General features: G+C 39.3%; 14 protein-coding genes. 4 read left to right on the forward strand and 10 right to left on the reverse strand.

Features of this window, described 5'->3' with window-relative positions; genetic code table 11:
* Positions 1-60: 60 nt before the first annotated feature.
* Both murI and V5M36_RS13950 read right to left on the reverse strand, forming a co-directional pair.
* Positions 61-939, reverse strand: coding sequence for a glutamate racemase (murI, locus tag V5M36_RS13945; protein WP_338560063.1), 879 nt, complete (start codon positions 937-939; stop codon positions 61-63).
* A gap of 43 nt (positions 940-982) precedes the next feature.
* The gene (locus tag V5M36_RS13950; RefSeq protein WP_338560065.1) at positions 983-1,594 is read right to left on the reverse strand and encodes a DUF1285 domain-containing protein; all 612 of its coding nucleotides are present in this window, start codon (positions 1,592-1,594) and stop codon (positions 983-985) included.
* Between the two features lie 183 nt (positions 1,595-1,777).
* Between V5M36_RS13950 and V5M36_RS13955 the strand changes: the two genes are divergently transcribed.
* Positions 1,778-3,490: an electron transfer flavoprotein-ubiquinone oxidoreductase gene (locus V5M36_RS13955; RefSeq protein ID WP_338560067.1), complete on the forward strand. Its 1,713-nt coding sequence runs from the start codon at positions 1,778-1,780 to the stop codon at positions 3,488-3,490.
* Positions 3,491-3,674: 184 nt separating this feature from the next.
* Here V5M36_RS13955 and V5M36_RS13960 read toward each other — a convergent pair whose 3' ends face one another.
* The 5 genes from V5M36_RS13960 to tusA form a co-directional block, all read right to left on the reverse strand.
* On the reverse strand, positions 3,675-5,429 hold the full coding sequence (locus tag V5M36_RS13960) for a T6SS phospholipase effector Tle1-like catalytic domain-containing protein (RefSeq protein ID WP_338560069.1): 1,755 nt from the start codon (positions 5,427-5,429) through the stop codon (positions 3,675-3,677).
* 9 nt (positions 5,430-5,438) lie between these two features.
* The gene (locus V5M36_RS13965) at positions 5,439-5,879 is read right to left on the reverse strand and encodes a hypothetical protein (RefSeq protein WP_338560071.1); all 441 of its coding nucleotides are present in this window, start codon (positions 5,877-5,879) and stop codon (positions 5,439-5,441) included.
* 89 nt (positions 5,880-5,968) lie between these two features.
* Positions 5,969-6,883, reverse strand: a complete 915-nt coding sequence (locus tag V5M36_RS13970; protein WP_338560073.1) for a DUF4123 domain-containing protein — start codon at positions 6,881-6,883, stop codon at positions 5,969-5,971.
* A complete protein-coding gene (locus tag V5M36_RS13975) occupies positions 6,884-9,541 on the reverse strand; it encodes a type VI secretion system Vgr family protein (protein ID WP_338560075.1) in 2,658 nt (885 codons plus the stop codon).
* Positions 9,542-9,733: 192 nt separating this feature from the next.
* The gene (gene tusA / locus V5M36_RS13980; RefSeq protein ID WP_338560077.1) at positions 9,734-9,991 is read right to left on the reverse strand and encodes a sulfurtransferase TusA; all 258 of its coding nucleotides are present in this window, start codon (positions 9,989-9,991) and stop codon (positions 9,734-9,736) included.
* Between the two features lie 212 nt (positions 9,992-10,203).
* Here tusA and V5M36_RS13985 point away from each other — a divergent pair, with 212 nt between their 5' ends.
* On the forward strand, positions 10,204-11,043 hold the full coding sequence (locus V5M36_RS13985) for an HlyC/CorC family transporter (RefSeq protein ID WP_338560079.1): 840 nt from the start codon (positions 10,204-10,206) through the stop codon (positions 11,041-11,043).
* A complete protein-coding gene (gene lnt / locus V5M36_RS13990; protein ID WP_338560081.1) occupies positions 11,040-12,599 on the forward strand; it encodes an apolipoprotein N-acyltransferase in 1,560 nt (519 codons plus the stop codon). The genes V5M36_RS13985 and lnt overlap by 4 nt, the downstream gene beginning before the upstream one ends.
* A 184-nt stretch (positions 12,600-12,783) precedes the next feature.
* Here lnt and V5M36_RS13995 read toward each other — a convergent pair whose 3' ends face one another.
* The 3 genes from V5M36_RS13995 to gspF form a co-directional block, all read right to left on the reverse strand.
* Positions 12,784-13,119 (reverse strand): hypothetical protein, encoded by a 336-nt coding sequence (locus V5M36_RS13995; RefSeq protein ID WP_338560083.1) that lies wholly within the window; start codon positions 13,117-13,119, stop codon positions 12,784-12,786.
* A gap of 285 nt (positions 13,120-13,404) precedes the next feature.
* Positions 13,405-13,854 (reverse strand): type II secretion system major pseudopilin GspG, encoded by a 450-nt coding sequence (gene gspG / locus V5M36_RS14000; protein WP_338560086.1) that lies wholly within the window; start codon positions 13,852-13,854, stop codon positions 13,405-13,407.
* Between the two features lie 47 nt (positions 13,855-13,901).
* A complete protein-coding gene (gspF, locus tag V5M36_RS14005; RefSeq protein ID WP_338560089.1) occupies positions 13,902-15,107 on the reverse strand; it encodes a type II secretion system inner membrane protein GspF in 1,206 nt (401 codons plus the stop codon).
* A gap of 152 nt (positions 15,108-15,259) precedes the next feature.
* On the opposite strand from gspF, the gene V5M36_RS14010 reads away from it, so the two are divergent.
* Positions 15,260-17,482, forward strand: coding sequence for a primosomal protein N' (locus V5M36_RS14010; protein WP_338560091.1), 2,223 nt, complete (start codon positions 15,260-15,262; stop codon positions 17,480-17,482).
* Positions 17,483-17,876 lie beyond the last annotated feature (394 nt).

A 17,876-nucleotide genomic window follows, 5' to 3' on the forward strand; every position in this document is an offset into this window, starting at 1 on the left:
ATATTCGGTCTTTAATGCCCTGTTGTTTTTTATACTAAAATCGTCTCCATGCTGAACTAATTAATATAATTTTTCAACTAAATTTTCGACAGACCATTCAACTTTAGAGCCAATCAAATGATAAATAATCGGCTTTAAATCATCGGCATTTTGCCCACTCACTACACACTTTATTTGCTTAGTCATCTTATGCTGAGTGGTTGCAGCCAATTGATGCTTAATTAAAATGCGCGAGGTTTGTCTCGCAACAGCCATTCCCGAATCAATTAAACTAAAGTTTTCACCATACAATGATTTAATGGTGTCTTTTAAAAATGGATAATGTGTGCATCCAAGCACCAGAAAATCGATTTTTTGCTCAACAACAGGTTCTAATATCTGTTTAAGAACTGCTTTACACGCTTCACTGTCGCCTTGCCCTGCCTCAACAAAAGGCACCAAATCTAAACTGGTGACTGGAAGTACTTTAACGCCCATAGGATCAGCAAAATTACGCATGACCTCTTTCAGCAATTGACCTCGAAAAGTGGCGGGTGTTGCCAACACCGCAACAACCTTTGATTGTGTTCCAAGAACCGCAGGTTTTAATGCAGGCACCAATCCAATGATTGGAAACCGTTCGCCATAATGCGCTCTTAAATAATCTAAGCTAAATGCTGAAGCCGTATTACACGCGACGACAGCCGCTTTACACCCCTGTCGATATAACCACTCTATCGCTTGCGCAGTTAACTCTCGAATACTTTGATCGTCTCGTGGACCATAAGGAACATGTGCTGTATCGGCATAATAAATAATGCGTTCATTAGGTAAATAATGCGCAATTTCTAATGCAACAGACAGACCGCCAATTCCTGAATCAAAAATACCTATCGGCGCATCAAAAGATGCATTTGGCATAGGATCAATTAAAGGAGATAGCGGGAGTATGGCAGTCATCAGCTACGGATACGAGTTAAATGAGATATGCAAAGCTTAAACCTCAAGTCCCTAATTGCAAGTCAAAATTTCCACTTTTTAACAACAGAATTGATTTAGATTGTTCATTTTCGATCAACTCGCCCATTTCGACCAAATGGAAAAATGTAGAACGTTGAATTAAAGCATTTATACCAAATCTGATATGTACATAAGGTCTTAACTCACCAGCATATTCACGCATAAAAATCGGATGATCATGATCAATAATCACAACATCTTGATTGGTGGTTGTCATTTGAATATAAGTTAAACCGTCTAATTCAAATCGATCCACTTGATTGACCAATAGAGGTTCATCTTCTACTTCGATCTCGATCTGTTCAACTGGCGTTTTTAAATAGAATTTTCCGTTTTCCTTCCAAAGCACTGTTGAAAATAAATCGAGTAGGCTTTGTCTTTTGATTAATTGACCTTCGTGCCACCATTCACCATTGGCTTTTACCTTCAGATCCATTGTTCCACAATGCTTAGGCTGCCATTGTTCCAGAGGTGGTATTGACCTTTTGTGACTTAACTGTGCATCTTTTAGGTATTGTGCGATATTCATTATGTTTTTATCATCTGATATAAGTGAATCATTCGTCGATGATGTAGAATCATTTTGTTTTATCATAGTTTATACCTAGCTGACGAAAAATAAAGCGACTCTGCCAATTGGCTTGATCATGGATTAAAACTATACTAGCGCAAAATATATATAAGGTACGATATCAAATTGTACCTATGACTTAAGAACACTCATGGCAGCACCGCACAGGATTTCGGTTGCCACCCTTAACTGTATGAGGAGTCCTTTATGGAACACATCGAACGTGAATCGATGGAGTTTGATGTCGTTATTGTAGGTGCAGGCCCTGCGGGTCTTTCTGCTGCAATCAAAATTCGTCAACTTGCAATTGAAAATAACCTAAACGATTTATCTGTTTGTGTCGTCGAAAAAGGCTCTGAAGTGGGTGCGCACATCCTTTCTGGTGCTGTACTTGAACCGCGTGCAATCAATGAACTCTTTCCAAATTGGAAAGAAGAAGGTGCGCCGCTCAATGTACCTGTGACTGAAGATAAAACCTTCTTCTTACTTTCAGACACGAAATCTCAAGAAGCGCCGCACTGGATGGTACCTAAAACCATGCACAATGACGGCAACTATGTCATTTCATTAGGTAACGTCGTTCGCTGGTTAGGAACGAAAGCTGAAGAGCTTGAAGTTTCAATTTTCCCAGGTTTTGCTGCCTCTGAAATTCTTTATCATGCTGATGGCACGGTTAAAGGTATTCAAACTGGTGATATGGGCGTGGGTAAAGATGGCGAACCAACGCATAACTTCACACCAGGTTATGAGCTTCATGCGAAATATACAATTTTTGCTGAAGGTTGCCGTGGACATTTAGGAAAACGTTTAATTTCTCAGTTCAATCTAGACCAAGATGCTGATCCACAGCACTACGGTATCGGGATTAAAGAACTATGGGAAATTGATCCTGCGAAACATAAAGCAGGAACAGTGATGCATGGTGCTGGCTGGCCTTTAAATGAAACAGGTTCATCAGGCGGTTGGTGGCTCTACCATGCTGAAAATAACCAAGTAACGCTGGGTATGATTGTCGACTTGTCATATCAAAACCCGCACATGTATCCATTTATGGAAATGCAACGCTGGAAAACACATCCGCTAATCAAGCAATTCCTTGAAGGTGGTAAGCGTATTTCTTATGGTGCGCGTGCAGTTGTTAAAGGTGGTTTCAACTCACTGCCTAAACTAACTTTCCCGGGTGGTTGTTTGATTGGTGATGATGCAGGTTTCTTAAACTTTGCAAAAATCAAAGGTTCACATACTGCAATGAAATCAGGAATGCTGGCTGGTGAAGCAGTATTTGAAGCTATTGCTGCGGGGACTGAAAAAGGCGGTGATCTTGCTGTTGCGCGCGTTTTAGAAGGCGAAGATTTCTTCGTAAAAGAGCTTACCTCTTATACTGATAAATTTAATAATAGCTGGCTGAAAGAAGAGTTATATAACTCTCGTAACTTTGGCCCTGCGATGCACAAATTTGGTCAGTGGATGGGTGGTGCTTTTAACTTCATCGACCAAAACGTTTTCAAAGTACCATTTACATTGCACGATTTAACTCCTGATCACAGTGCGATTAAAACTGTAGATGCCGTTAATTTCAAACCGAACTATCCAAAGCCAGACAATAAACTGACTTTTGATCGTTTGTCTTCAGTTTTTGTTTCAAATACTGTGCATGAAGAAAATCAACCTGCTCATTTGAAACTCACTGACCCGTCTATTCCGGTCAATGTGAATTTACCGAAATGGGATGAGCCTGCACAGCGTTACTGCCCTGCTGGTGTTTATGAAATCATGGAAAATGATGATGGTTCGAAGCGTTTCCAAATTAACGCAGCGAACTGTGTACACTGTAAAACCTGTGACATCAAAGACCCTACGCAAAATATCACTTGGGTCGTACCTGAGGGTGGCGGTGGTCCGAACTATCCAAATATGTAATTAGTATCTGAATATGTAATTTCGACTTAAGATTAAATAAACCCGCTTATGCGGGTTTATTTAAATCCATATAAAAAATTTCTTCATTTTTCTAAAGATTAATATTGAACTTATTATCGTTCCAATGAAAAAGTTGATCATAAACTTAATACAATTCAATCAAACCGAATTTAGATTAACTCTACTAACATTCTGTATTTAATTTGCCTCTTAAATTATCAGTAAATTTTAATTGTTCTGATGCTTCCTTAAGTTCAAGCTCTAAATTATCAGTAGCGATTTGTTCATGTATCGGATGAAGTTTTTTATCGACTCTTCTACCTTTCCAACTACGATTAGGCTCATATACGGTACGCTGTCTAAAATAACTAAATGGCTCTAAATTCGCTACAAAACCGTATTTTGAATCATGTATATAGTTTGAGTAAAAATCTACTATTTCCGGATTTACATCTTTTTCCCAACTTTCTAATTCCCAATCATCAATATCAACTAGCATTTCATAGAGTTTAAATGCTGGATAGAAAATTCTAAATACGTTTTTAATTCCCCGAATATTAGATTGATCAAATGTAGTATAGTTTCTAGTCCATTTAACACGTTCTACTTCAGTAGCCATATCAGCTGGTCCTGTTGGTAATCCAAAACTTTCATCTCTGGCAATTTGACTGACAGATCTTGATGCATTAGCTTGCTCAATATTTGCTTCTTTTATAAAATTCTGTCTTCTACGATGTAATGTTCCATAAGCACCATAGTATAATTTCATATAATTCTGGATATCTGTTTCTGTATGCCCTGTAGTGGCACCAACTTGTTGCTTTACAACATCAAAGAGCTTTTGAGTTTTCTGTTCAATTTTAAACTCTTGTTCAAAGAGTCTAATCTGTTCTTTTTCTAAATTTAAATAATCAAAAATTTTAACGTTCGCTGAAACAGCACTTTCCAACATATGCTTTAAAGGAACTCGTGCAAAATTATTACTTAATTGTTGAGAGTTAGGCTGATAGCCACCCCCAACGTCTGAGTGCATACCTGGATATACAACTTCTTTCCATGTTCTTGAATTCGCTAACTTCCCATCTTTTCGAATCAAATCAACTGGAAAAGAAAATCTTAATTCATTACCCGCAACTAAATGCAAACAATTTTTTACTCTTGGATCTACCACCATATCACGCCCTCTAAAGCTAAGCTTATTCGGCAAATTGGTTGCTGGCAATCCAAATGATGCGACTGTATCGAAGAGACCTAAAAATTGAATATCTAATGGAGTTTTCTCAGATTGGCCTGCTAAATCATATTTCAAACTCAAATCCTTGGTTTCTGTATTCCAAATCATCTCATTTGAAAATACTCGAGCTAAAGATGCTCCTCGAGAAAAACCAAATATGGATAAATTAATTTTTTTAATTAAACGATGTTGACTTAAGTTAGCATCAATTTTAGCCGTAGCTTCTATTTTACGTTGTTCTACCTGTGGCTTTAGTGTCGCTTCAACTTTTTCAATTTTTTGTTTTAAGACTGTAGATAAATGACTACTAATTTGATCTTCACCATATTCTAATCGTCGAGCCCCACCTACTCCTGTCGCCCCACCAGTAGGAAAAGTATCCTGAGACTTCGCAATTTGCTTGTCAACCCAACTACTAGTTTCACCATTAAATGGCGTCCCCACTCCTGAGATATAAATTGGATGACTTAACTTTGTTAGCGTCTTCATACGCTGCATTTCAAAGTTACTATAGGACTGTGCATTACGCCACAATTTTGCAGGATTAGCTAACTTAGCAATCTTTTCATCATTTTCTAAGTTATTTCCTGTACCATCAAAAAACACAGAAAGATTCACTACATCAGCACAATCCTGTTTTGATTCAGGTGCATGATTACTAACATCCTGATTGCTATTTTTTATTTTTTGCAATTCATTAATCATAAATCTACCTTATTTTTTTTCTTTTGCATTTAACTCATCAATTAATTTTGATCGCCACTCCATACCTTTTGCAGTTGCATCTGGGAGATCATTTGATAGAGTAATTTCAACACTATCATCTGGGTACAAATGCACTGCTAAGTATTTTTTCCCTTTTAAGTCTTCTCTAGTTAATTGAGGAACATTAATTGCTTTATGTTCTTTATAACTATTTCCCTCTCCCCACTTTATATACTGTGGCCCTACAATCACAGCTGAACGCTTAGTTGCCGTACCTAATCCTCCCCCAACTTCTTCACCATTTAATTCAACAATGTAGGGAATATAACTTGGATTATATCCATAGGAAGTCGTAGTTAATACATAAGTCTTAGCAGAACCTGTACTACAACCGGCCACTCCTAAGGCTAAACCGATGGGTAACATTACAATTTTTTTAAAAATATTCATACAATGAGCCATATTAATTTTTAGGAATTTAAAACACTGTCAAACTTAAAAACAACTAATCCATTCTATGCAAACACATCATTAAGTCACTAGCCAGCTTCTGTTGAAATCTCTATCTCTTCCATAGCTTGATCCATTGTAATCTTTTTAGCTTTGACATTTAAAAGGCTACTTTGCAACAGCTTATTAATTTCAAAATTATCCTTATAAATTAAAGTTAAACATATGAAATTTAAAATATCTCTTGTTCCATTTAAAGTATATTCTCGCGCTTGTGATATTTTTTCAATTACATATTGATAAAGATCCCATTCATTAAAAGCTTCTACCAAAAAAGGATTATTTAATTTTAGATAGTAAATTAAATGATCTGGGAATGTTGCTTCTACCATTAAGGCTTCTTGATGCGCACTAAATTCAAAAGAGTTACGCCAATCGTAAAATCTTCGTAACTCACTCTCGCCTTTACCATCTATCTTATGTAATTGACTTAAACGATCCCAATACCACCAACTATAAATAGGTCCCAATAATATTTTTTTCTGTTCAGGAGACAATACTTGTTGTTTAACATATAAGGTCTTATCTGTTGTTTGACCAACTAGCGTTCCAAGAATTGCTGGATCCCAAAATGCCAAATACATTTCGAGTCCGCCTTCAAATTGAACATTCGTAAACTGCCTCAAATGTGTATATAAATCATCAAAACTTAATGCGCTGATAATTAAAGTCATCTTAGGCGTGCCAACGACTCTTCTATTAATATACTGCCACACAGATTCATTTGAAGAATAAATCAATTGTATTAAATGTGGTGAAATCTGAGCTGCTTTATCACCAGCTGCTTCAGTCAATAAATTACGACAATTTAAATGAGCATATTTTTTTAAAAAAAAACTGTCTTGAGCAGCATCTGCTAAAGTATAAATAAAATAATCTTTGATTTCTTCTGACTGAGAATTTTCCAAAAAAAGTTGAAGATCTGGGTGTAATAAATTAGACATTTATAATCCATCCCCCTTATTCACAAATGCCCCGCGTTGGCTTGCTCTACGTGCTAAACATTCCCAACAAACACTTTGAGGGAAGAAGGGTAAGCTCATACTTACTTGAGCACCTGGAACAAATACATGCTGCCCAGCCTTCGCCTCAAATTTTCCAGCCGTCGTTGGCAATACTCCGGCACTACTAATTTCAATCTGTGAACCACCCGCAATCAATACGATTTTTTTACTGGCTTTAATTTCAATTTTGTCTTCTGTTGAAATAACCTGTACAGATTTACGAGCGATTAAATCTACACCATCACTCTGCGCTTGAATTTCAACATTTCCTTTAGCTGCATATAGCCTTGCACCTTCTTGCGCTGAAAATAAACTAATTTTATTTTCAGCGTGTGCAATTAAACTTTTTTGAGTACTAAAGTTGATGCTATCACCTGCATTTGAATTTAAATGCCGATCTGCCGATAAATGAACATCTTGATTTGATGCTAAAGCAATACTATTCGGAGTGGCCAATAACATTAAGGCTGACTTAAATGCATTTGCCTTACTTTTACCACCTTCAGAAGAGTCCGATTCAAGATTAGAAACAAATGATTTTAATTGATCTAAATTTTCCAAAGGATCCGTCTGCTGATTCTTAGCGACTTCACTTAAGGCTTTACTGTTGTTTAGACTGCTTTCAAGTTGGCTCTTCGCTTCTTTGGCATCAAGGTGCATGCCTGTCGCTTGGTCTTGTTTGTGCGTGCTGAGAAGTAAGCCTTGCCCTGCTCGTATTCCACCCCATTGGTCGGTTCTGAGTTCGAAGCCTTCTCCGCGCCCTTCGCTTTCTGCGGTTTCTTTGGGATGGCTGAGGTTACCGAGGTTGAGCTGGGTTGCGCCATGGCTGTTTTGCAGTTGGGTGCTGATTTGTCCAGTGGTGTCGTCGAATCTGAGTTGGCCAAAGCCTTCGCCTTGGACTTCTTTGGATCTTATTCCTGCCAGTTTTTTGGTGTCTGGCAGTTGGCCTTTGGTATCGAATTTGGTCGGGCTGCGTTGGGCTTCGTGGATGCGTCCCACCACAAATGGACGGTCGATGTTGCCGTCGAAGAAGTCGATGACCACGATTTCGTTAATGCGGGGTAGGAAGCGTGCGCCGTAGCCTTCGCCTGCCCATGGGGTGAGTACATCGACCCATGCAGAATCTGCATCGTTGTTGTTGGACCCTGCCCCACCATCGGCTTGGTTGTCTTCTGCTCGGGTGAATAGGAAGCGAACTTTGACGCGGCCCCATTCATCAACATGTATTTCTTCGCCTGCGGGACCGACCACTTTGGCACGTTGTGGGTGTGCTGCTGGGCGGTGTTCCAGTGGGTTGTATTCTGGAACGGTGGTGATGTTGCGTCGTTGTAGAATCAGGGTGTTGTTTTGGCGTTCTTCGTTGTTTTGGTTATTCCGAAGTGTCCATTGGCTTTGTTGTAGCAATTGGTTGATTTGTTCGTTCAGATCTTTCGGCAGGTTGTTTTGGTTGTAGTAGTGTTTGCCGGTGATCAGGAATTCTTTGTCTGAGCCACTGTGTTGGTCTATTTCGGGGTGTTCGCTCAGTTCGAACCAGTAGCCGACTTGGCTATCTCGTACTGTGGAGTTGGCCGTGAATTGTTTGCTTTGGGCATCAAAGTAGTGGCTGAGGTTTTGGTTGAGCTTTTCGATTTGGCTGTTGTTGGAAGCGGTGGCTTGGTCTTCGCCTTTGAGGTCTTGTATCCATGCCGGGCTAAAGTGCCATGCTTGTTCGAGGCCGAGACTGGCGTTGTCTTGGTTGTTGCTGTGTTGGTGTTTGCTTTGGACTGTGCCTGCGCCTTCTTCTTGTTCGAGCACATCGGCTTGCCAGCGTTGTACGTGTACGGCTGTCGGTTGTAGTGTGCGCTGTCCGATGAAACTGGTGATGCTGTCTTGTTGTTCTGTGGCACTGCTGCGGTGGAAGCGGATGTTGCGGCGTTCGAGTGCAGCGTATTGGCTGTTGTCATCAATTAAGCGGAGTTTTTGTGCTTCGATCGGATGCGATGAGTTGCTGACGTAGGCTTGGGCTTCGTCAATCAGCCAGTTGATGCCTTCACTGCGCATGAGGCGTGTCAGGAAGTCGTAGTCGCTTTCGTTGCTTTGCATGATGAAAGGACGGATGTCGTATTGGTTTTTAAGTCCACTGAGGTCTAAGCTTAAGCTAGAAGCAAACAGTGGGCTTTTTTTCTGCCACTCTTGGAACAGGGTTTCAACCACATCTACCGCAGATTTGTTCATGAATACGCGGCTGTTACGGCGTTTGTGCCACAGAGCGGTTGGGTCTGATAGTGTTAGTTTGTAGAGGGTCAGTGATCCATCGCTTTGGCCTTGTGCGGCTGCGGTAATAATCCCTGTAGTGCGAAAGAGTGTGCCTTTGTCGGTCACTTGGTCTATCGCCACTTGGCTGCCAATGAATTGTTTGAGTGGGATAGTCGCATCGGTCGACAGACAGATCAGCTCTGCCGTTGAACCTTGGTTCAGTGCGTGTTGTCCGTCTATGCGTTGTAGAAAGACGTCGCTGTTCAGCGCAGGATTAGAAAATTGTACGTGTAGTGCACGTTTTTGAGCGCTTAACCCCAGCTGATCTAAGACTTTGTAAATACCATTAATAAAGCTTTTCATTGGCACAATTAATTATATTTTAATAATTTGTTTGCATTATAAACAAAAAATGCGGTCTAAACTCAATAATCAATTCTGATTTGTAAGCAATTTGTATTAAAGCTGATAAGAGTTAATCAGTACCGATCAAAACCGATTTGATCGGTTTTTAAATACACCTTAAGTCCATACTTTCTATAGCAGATATAACTGCTATCCTTTTTGAACCAGATAGTGGAATTCTTTATGTCCATTTTCATCCAATACTTCTTCTTGCAACAATAAATCATGTCCTAAGTGCAGACAGAATTTTGGAATATCCCAAGACGTTGAATTATCGGTGGCAAAAACTTCGACAATATCACCAGATTTTGATTTACGAATTGCTTGATGCAACATCATCACAGGCTCAGGACAACGCAGACCACGGGTATTTAATTGCATCGTAGGGATAGGTGATGACTCAGACATCATTTGACTCATAAACGTTGAATTCCGCATATTTTAGCACAGCTTGATTCAACAATTTTCAATGCGCTAAACGCATATCAACTTCTGTCTATAACCGACGAATTAACGACTGAACCTATCATTCATCTACGCTTCACTTTTATAGATAGACATCTGAATTTTCTACGGTATGATAAAAATTAATTTTTTAGATAGCATCTGCAGGAAAGGTCATGCACGAGGAATCAGGTCCATCATGGGGTATGCGTGGTTTACGCAAATGGTTAGGTACAGCACCAGAAACCCGAGATGAACTGTTAAAATTAGTACAGGATTCACGTCGTTTACTCGAACCCGATACCGTTGCAATGCTAGAAGGAATTTTTGAGCTTCCAGCAACAAAAATTCGTGAGGTGATGACCCCTCGGACTGCAATGGTAAGCTTACAAGAAGATGATGAATTACTTGAGATTTTAGATGTTTTGATCGAATCAGCTCATTCCCGCTTCCCTGTTTTCTCTTCCAACCAACCTGACAATGTCGTTGGTATCTTATTGGCGAAAGATTTACTGCCATTTTTAAAAGATCGTGATTCTAAAATCACAGTGCATGCGCTTATGCGTCAGCCGATATTTGTTCCAGAAAGTGCGCGTTCAGATCAAGTACTACGTATGTTAAAAAACACACAAACGCATATCGCGATTGTGATTGATGAATATGGTTCTACATCGGGTCTCGTCAGTTTAGAAGATATTTTAGAAGAAATTGTCGGCGAAATTGAAGATGAGCACGATACACAGGACGAAGAAGCCAATTATATTGTTCCAGATTTGACTGCGAATACGACTCACACATGGTTAGTACAAGCACTTACACCAATCGAACATTTTAATAATATTTTAAATGCTGATTTTTCTGACGATGAAGTAGAAACTGTCGGCGGTCTATTGCTTCAAGAAATTGGCTTAGTGAGTGATTTACAAGGTCAAGTGATTGAGCTTGATCATTGGGAGTTTGAGATTATTGAAGCAGATGTCCGCACTATTCATCTAATTCGAGCTGTACGTAAATGAGAACACACTTTGACAAGCTGTTAAATTCCTCACAACAACAAAAACAGCTGCCACTGATCTATGCATTGATTATTGCCTTAGCTGCCGGTGCTGTATTTAGTTTTGCCCTCGCCCCTTTTCATTGGTGGTGGTTAGCCATTCTTTCTCCTGCATTACTGTATGCGACATTACACAATCGGACTGCTAAGCACGCTTTTGCGATCGGTTTAGCATATGGTTTTGGCTTGTGGTTTGTCGGCGCTTTTTGGCTTTATACTTCAATTCATGAGTACGGCGATACAAGTGCATTTTTAAGTGTGTTGATGATTGCGATCATGGCCTTGGTCATGGGGCTTTTTTCTGCACTACAGGCTTGGTCATATCGACGATTCTTTCCTCAAACACCATTAACCTTTGCACCCATTTGGGTCTTATTCGAATGGTCAAAAACCTGGGTTTTCACAGGCTTCCCTTGGCTGTTTGCAGGCTATGCATTTACAGAACGTTTTTTAGACAGTTACGCGCCCCTTTTTGGTGTCTTTGCCGTTTCATTTGTGGTTATTCTACTGGCATCGGCATTCGTTGAAATTTTACGTCGACGTTTTATCTGGATTATCCCTTCTGCGGTAGTACTGTTTGGTGCTTGGGCTGTTTCTCATATTACTTTTGTAGAACCAAAACCTGAGAAGCCACTTTCAGTATCGCTCATTCAAGGGAATATTCCTCAAGATTTAAAATGGCTTACAGAATACCAAGTTAAGACCTTAGAAATTTATGCTCAGCTCAGTCGTACAGAATGGGGCAGAGATTTAATTGTTTGGCCTGAATCTTCGATTCCGCTTTTTCAAACCGATATAGAGCCATTCTTAAAAGCAATGGATGAGCAAGCCAAGAGTACCAATACCGCATGGGTTACAGGCATTCCATATTGGGATATTAAAGAATCACAAGTTCAAGACTATCCACTTTATTATAATGCCATGATGGCTTCGGGAGCTGAGGCGTCAGGATTATACAAGAAGCAACGCTTAGTACCTTTTGGAGAATATATTCCACTTTCAGGTTTATTAAGTTGGGTACTCCCTGCCTTACAAAATGATCCATCTATGAGTGGCTTTTCTCGTGGTGCCAATGATCAAAAACCATTTTCAATTCATGGTCATGCTTTGGCTGCAGCAATTTGTTATGAAGTGGCTTATCCAAACCTCACGCGTCGTAATGCGGCACAAAGTGATTTCTTGGTGACCGTCTCTAATGATGCTTGGTTCAAAGGAACAGCTGGACCGCTGCAACATTTACAAATGGTTCAGATGCGTGCTAAAGAAAATGGACGCTGGTTTATACGTGCGACCAATACAGGCGTTACCGCTTTCATTGATCATCATGGACATATCGTTTCACAAGCACCTATAGACAAAAAAGCCGTTTTACGTGGTGACTTACCCGCTATGCAAGGTCAAACATGGTACAACCGCTTTAGTGATTGGCCTATTTTAGGATTTTCTGTACTACTGCTGATATTAGGTTGGCTTTATCGCCCTCGAATAGTTGACGTTAGTTTTAAATCCCGTCGCTAGAAAAGATATCGCTGTACTTTGTATGAGACTTTAAGTAGCTATATCTCAACAGACGTAAAAAAACCGAGCCATTGTATGCTCGGTTTTTTTATGCACAACTTACTAGAGCTTGGTTTGATTTTTATCCGTTAATTCTGCTCAATGCCGTTTATTTAAAAATTCGTTTTAAGATCGATTTTAAGCTTTAAAATTGAGTCGCCAAATAAGACATCATCACAGCCAAACTCAACATCGGAACATAACAATAAGCTTTAACCATCGTCTGTTCGAATGTAGACTGATCTAAAACCTTTAACTTTTGTACCGTAACTTTTAAAGCACTAAAAAAACTAATAATTACAAATGAACTAAATACACTCATTGCCATAAAGCCAATCATGATTTGACTACTTTCTTCTGCGCTTGCCCACAACTGCATGAAGAAATGGCTTAAAGGTAAAAGGCTTAATACGAGAAGAACGGATTTGAGCATCGACCAATGAAAATGGTTGATTTCATCTGATAATAATAATGCTTTCATCTTACTCCCCTGCATAAAAAACCATCGTTGTACGATCTATTATGCAAGCTTTAAATAAAATAAAAAGTCTAAATTAATCCATAATTTAACTTTGTTGTAACCATTAAGTATGGGAATAATTCTTATTATTAATCTTAACTAGCAATATTAAACTATATTTATATATTTCAATAATTTATTAATAAAATATAAATAAGAAATATTATCACTTCACTTGTAATTTATTAATTCAATCAAGTGAAGTGATTAATACCATCATTCTTCAATTAGAATGGTTTTCATTTATTATGGTGTATAGAAAATATCAGCATCATTTCCTTCACCACCTTGTTTACCATCGGCACCGAAAGAATATAAATCAAATGCACGACCTTCTGATCCTGGAATCACATATTGAAGATCATTATCCCAACTGTCTTTAGGATACCCACCTTTCACATAACCACCAGGCAACCAGTTTTTTGCAGCGGCAGGCTGATTAACCAAAGCATCTAAGCCACCATCTTGCATAGAAGGATATTGATTGTTATCTAACTTATATTGATCCAAAGCACCAGCGACACCTTTTAAAGTAATACTCGTCGTATCCACTTTGGCTTTTTCACCACGGCCCATGACATTTGGTACGATTAACGCGGCTAAAACGCCTAAAATTACAATCACCACCATGACTTCAATCAAAGTAAAACCAGATTGTTTTTTTCCATTCAAATGACGTGTCTTTTGCTTTTGCATGTATTTACTCACTTATACATTCATTATAAAAATTGTTTGAAATCACTTTAAATCATATTGTTCATATTGACGATTGGCAACATCACTGCAATAACGATCACCAAAACGATACCTGCCATAAATACCAACATCAAGGGTTCTAATAATGCCAGGAGTGTCGAAATCAAAGTGGTCACTTCACGGTCTTGCATTGTGGATGCCCGATCTAGCATTCGATCTAATTCGCCAGAAGCCTCGCCACTTTTAATCATTTGCACCATCATCGGTGGGAAATAACCACAACGCTCTAGCTGTGTCGCCAAGTTTCCACCTTCGGTAACTTTTTCTGCGGCAATATTGACCGCATCACGAATTACCCAGTTATTGCTGACCGCTGCGGCAATTTTTAGCGCATCGACTAAAGGGACACCAGACTGTGTCAAGATCGATAACGTACTCGAAAATCTTGCAGCATTGATTCCTCTTGAAAGTTTCCCTAACAGAGGTAGTTTCAAGGTCAGTCGATCAAAGGCATAGTGTCCAGCAGAGGTACGCAGAAAACGCAGTAATAAAAAAACACCCAAGGCAGAGAAAACAAGCACAAATGGCCAAGCTTGACGAATAAAATCACTGGATTTCATGAGCGCGACTGTAATCCACGGCAATGCATCTTTACTTTGATCAAATGTTTTTACAATATCAGGGACTACATAGGTCATGAGTCCCATCACGATGGCAAAAGACATCAGCATTAAAATAATCGGATAAACCATCGCAGCTTGAATTTTCTTTTGCATCGCGAAACGATTTTCAGTGTAATCTGCCAATTGGTCTAAGATTAGATCTAAATGCCCTGAACGTTCTCCTGCTGCAATGGTGGCAATATACAAATCTGGAAAGCGTCCAGATTGCTGCATGCCTTGTGCCAGTGAATGACCTTCCATTACTTTTGAGCGTACAGATGACATCAGGTTTCTTACATGTGCTTTTTCACTTTGCTTAGATACAGCCCTTAGGCCTTCTTCTAAAGGAATACCTGCAGCGACGAGCACCGACAACTGACGGGTCATCAATGCCAATTCATAGGCGGTGAATTTCTTTTGAAACCAGCTTGAACTTTGATTTTTATCTTTTTGCTCTACAGCATCAACTTTAACGGGAATCCATTGCTTGTCCCGCAGTTGTTGGCGAATTTGACGTGCTGAATCACCTTCAAGCACGCCCTGTCGCTGCTTCCCTGATACATCTATGGCAGTAAATTGATATGCAGGCATTATAATGCTCTAGTTTTCCTAAATTTTCCGTCTTGAGTGTTGCCTAAGACCCATATAATCATTCATATTTAAGCTTATAAATGAGCACTCACTTTATCATAAGCATTTCACAACCACGATAAATTTTCATTTTGTTGAGCCGAATACTATATATGACAAATATTGCAGAATTAAGCCAATCCATCTACAGAGTGCGTGTTGCAGTACCTGTGCACCTATATGACTGTTTTGACTATAAAGTTTCTGCAGAAGAATATCAAAAGATTGAAGTCGGTGCTCGTGTCTTAGTGTCTTTTGGTCGTCAAAATTTAGTAGGAATCGTCACAGAAAAACTGGCCTTAAACGCACCCATCGATCCTCGTTTTCAATTGAAGCATATTACTGAATTACTCGATGATCAGCCGATTATCAATGATACGGTTTTAAAATTAGTTCGTTGGGCGGCTCAATATTATCAATTCCCCTTGGGTGAGGTCATGCATGCAGCTTTACCTGCATTATTACGCCAAGGTAAACCGTATAATCTATTGGCGCGCACATGGAGAGTTTTAGACACTCAAGCAGAAGCCAAACTTAAACGCTCTCTCAAACAGCAAGAAGCGTATAAAATTTTAAGCTTACACCCCTTAGGCACAGCTGAAACAATTTTAAATTTAAGCGGTATTGAAACGTCAACGTTAAAGGCCATTGAAAAAAAAGGCCTCATACGCTGTGAACTTGAGGCACAAAATTTCTTACCTGAACCTGTGCAATTGGCACAAATGCCATTAACCGCCAATCCAGAACAAAAAAATGCCATTCAGACTATTTTAAAAAATACTCAAAAATATCATGCTTTTTTATTGGATGGTCTGACGGGTAGTGGCAAGACCGAAGTTTATTTACAGGTCATGCATGAGGTTTTAAAACAAGGTAAACAAGTTCTGGTCTTGGTTCCTGAAATTGGGTTAACGCCGCAAACGATCAGCCGCTTCCAGTCGCGTTTTCATTGCAATATTGTGTTATTGCATTCAGGCCTCAATGAAAGTAAACGCTTACAAGCGTGGCAATATGCACAAACAGGCAAAGCTTCGATTATTTTAGGTACGCGCTCTGCGATTTATACCCCAATGCCGAATTTAGGCTTGATCATCTTAGATGAAGAACATGATCTCTCCTTTAAACAACAAGAAGGTTTCCGTTATCACGCAAGAGATGTGGCCTTATATCGTGCATTTTTAGAAAATTGTCCTGTCATTTTAGGTTCAGCTACACCGAGTATGGATAGCTTTTATTTGGCAGAACAAGGCAAATTGGAACGGATTGAGCTCAATCACCGAGCAGCGGGCGCAAGTCTGCCAAAGATGCATCTGATTGATTTAAAAATTGCTAAAAAACAACATGGCATCAGTGAATCACTGATTAAAGAAATACAGGTTCGTTTAGATAAAAAGGAACAAGTTTTAATCTTCCTCAATCGTCGGGGATATGCACCTGTTTTGATTTGTGAAAGCTGTGCGTGGCAGGCCAATTGTCCTCATTGTGATGCCCATTTCACTTTGCACAAAAAACCGTATGAACATTTACACTGCCATCATTGCGGAACCATTAATCGCTTACCTGATGCATGTCCGCAATGTAATCAACCCAACCTAAAACCGATCGGAATGGGAACAGCCAAAGTTGAAGAAAGCTTAAATGAGCTTTTTCCTGAACATAAAGTGATTCGAGTGGATCGCGACTCGACCAGTCGTGTAGGTAGTTGGCAAAAAATTTACGATCAGATTCATACTAGTGAACCGATGATTCTTTTGGGTACACAAATGTTGGCTAAAGGACATCATTTTCCGTATGTAACGCTTGTGGCCATTCTGGACATCGACTCTGGTCTACTCAGTGTTGATTTCCGTGCAACAGAGCGTACAGCACAATTAATTATACAAGTGGCTGGACGTGCAGGTCGTGGTGAAAAGAAAGGTGAAGTCTACTTACAAACCCTAAGGCCCGATCATCCATTACTTAATACATTAATTCAAAAAAATTATCGTACTTTCGCCAAAGAAACTTTACGAGATCGTCAAGCGGCATTATTGCCTCCTTGCCGTTATGCTGTTTTATTACGTTGTGAATCTAAAAACCAAGATGATAATCAAAAGTTTTTGACTGAAATGACGCAAATGTTAAGACAACATACAGAAAATTTGATTGATATCTGGGGGCCTATTCCAGCCCCAATGGAGCGCAAAGCTGGACGCTATCAAGCGCATGTCGTTTTATTGTCTACCGACCGTGCCAAAATGCATTTCTATATTCGTGAATGGTGGCAAAACGTTTTACATTACAAACCATCAGGCATGAAAGTCACCATCGATGTCGATCCGCAAGAGTTAAGTTAAACCGTGAATCCAAGCCAATCTAATCATGTAAATAATGAATACTGTACTTGGAGAATATGTAAATAGAGAATATTTTAAGTGATAGATATTTTTTTGGTGAGTATTTTAAGTGGCGGAAATTTAAATGGTGTACGCTAAAACGCATATGACTAGATCTCTTTCATAAGTCGAAAAATGATCATTGAGTGGCCATAAATTTATACGTAAAAATCCCTTCTTCCTTTGGGAGAAGGTTAGGATGAGGGAATACTCATGATGAGAGTGTTGTATGAGTAATGACTTTTGAAAGAAGTCTACTGTTTTATTTAACTCAGGTTTCTTTAATTCAGAATTGAAATTTAGAATTCTAATTTAAGATTACACTTTAGGATTATGATTCAAACTTGTGATTCAA

It is taken from the genome of Acinetobacter sp. KS-LM10 (assembly GCF_036896575.1).
Classification (GTDB): Bacteria; Pseudomonadota; Gammaproteobacteria; order Pseudomonadales; family Moraxellaceae; genus Acinetobacter; species Acinetobacter avistercoris.

What these genes read in the sequence shown, in the direction of transcription:
- murI (WP_338560063.1), bottom strand. Translation starts at nt 939, where the DNA reads ATGACTGCCATACTCCCGCTATCTCCTTTAATTGATCCTATGCCAAAT.
- V5M36_RS13950 (WP_338560065.1), bottom strand. Translation starts at nt 1,594, where the DNA reads ATGATAAAACAAAATGATTCTACATCATCGACGAATGATTCACTTATA.
- V5M36_RS13955 (WP_338560067.1), top strand. Translation starts at nt 1,778, where the DNA reads ATGGAACACATCGAACGTGAATCGATGGAGTTTGATGTCGTTATTGTA.
- V5M36_RS13960 (WP_338560069.1), bottom strand. Translation starts at nt 5,429, where the DNA reads ATGATTAATGAATTGCAAAAAATAAAAAATAGCAATCAGGATGTTAGT.
- V5M36_RS13965 (WP_338560071.1), bottom strand. Translation starts at nt 5,879, where the DNA reads ATGAATATTTTTAAAAAAATTGTAATGTTACCCATCGGTTTAGCCTTA.
- V5M36_RS13970 (WP_338560073.1), bottom strand. Translation starts at nt 6,883, where the DNA reads ATGTCTAATTTATTACACCCAGATCTTCAACTTTTTTTGGAAAATTCT.
- V5M36_RS13975 (WP_338560075.1), bottom strand. Translation starts at nt 9,541, where the DNA reads ATGAAAAGCTTTATTAATGGTATTTACAAAGTCTTAGATCAGCTGGGG.
- tusA (WP_338560077.1), bottom strand. Translation starts at nt 9,991, where the DNA reads ATGTCTGAGTCATCACCTATCCCTACGATGCAATTAAATACCCGTGGT.
- V5M36_RS13985 (WP_338560079.1), top strand. Translation starts at nt 10,204, where the DNA reads ATGCACGAGGAATCAGGTCCATCATGGGGTATGCGTGGTTTACGCAAA.
- lnt (WP_338560081.1), top strand. Translation starts at nt 11,040, where the DNA reads ATGAGAACACACTTTGACAAGCTGTTAAATTCCTCACAACAACAAAAA.
- V5M36_RS13995 (WP_338560083.1), bottom strand. Translation starts at nt 13,119, where the DNA reads ATGAAAGCATTATTATTATCAGATGAAATCAACCATTTTCATTGGTCG.
- gspG (WP_338560086.1), bottom strand. Translation starts at nt 13,854, where the DNA reads ATGCAAAAGCAAAAGACACGTCATTTGAATGGAAAAAAACAATCTGGT.
- gspF (WP_338560089.1), bottom strand. Translation starts at nt 15,107, where the DNA reads ATGCCTGCATATCAATTTACTGCCATAGATGTATCAGGGAAGCAGCGA.
- V5M36_RS14010 (WP_338560091.1), top strand. Translation starts at nt 15,260, where the DNA reads ATGACAAATATTGCAGAATTAAGCCAATCCATCTACAGAGTGCGTGTT.